General features: G+C 67.9%; 2 protein-coding genes. Both read left to right on the forward strand.

The window, feature by feature from the left end; translation table 11 throughout:
* A partial coding sequence (locus tag AC1D01_RS37460; protein WP_477874994.1) for a CIS tube protein occupies positions 1 to 482 on the forward strand: 482 nt, incomplete at its 5' end.
* The coding region (locus tag AC1D01_RS37465) for a hypothetical protein (protein WP_477874996.1) at positions 482 to 695 on the forward strand (214 nt) is incomplete at its 3' end. The genes AC1D01_RS37460 and AC1D01_RS37465, both read left to right, overlap by 1 nt.

Here is a 695-nt window from a genome sequence, read left to right on the forward strand (position 1 = left end):
AGATGGAGCTGTTCTTCGACACCACCGATACGCGCGCCGACGTGCGCGAGCAGACGCAGAAGGTGGTCGACCTCCTGAAGATCGATTCCGAACTGCATGCGCCGCCGGTGCTGCGCGTCGCCTGGGGCTCGCTGCAGCTGCGCTGCGTGCTGGCACGCGCCAACCAGAAGTTCATCAAGTTCCTCGAGGACGGCCGGCCGACGCGGGCGCGCATCACGGTGAGCTTCAGCGAGTTCATCGACCCCGAGCGCGAGGCCAAGGAGGTCAACCGCCAGACGGCCGATTTCAGCAAGGGCTGGACCGTGCAGCGCGGCGATTCGCTGCCGGCCATCGCGCATCGCTTCTACGAAGACCCGGCGCTGTGGCGCCCGATCGCGATCGCCAACGGCATCGACGACCCGCGCAGCATCGTGCCGGGCCAGGCCTTGAAGGTACCGGCGCTGCCGTTCACCGATCCCGCTACCGGCGAGGTGACCTCCTGATGCGCCTCGCTCCCGAATTCTCGATCCGCATCGACGGCGACGCGATTCCCGCGGCGCTGCGCGCGTCGATCGTGAGCGTCAGCCACACCGACGGCATGGAAGGCGCCGACCGGGTCGAGCTCAGCATCGCCAACACCTCGCTGCAATGGCTCGACCACCCGCTGCTGCAGGTCAACCACGAGTTCCGGCTGTCGATGGGCTATGCGCCGGGGC

It is taken from the genome of Rhizobacter sp. P3_B12, from assembly GCF_056402895.1.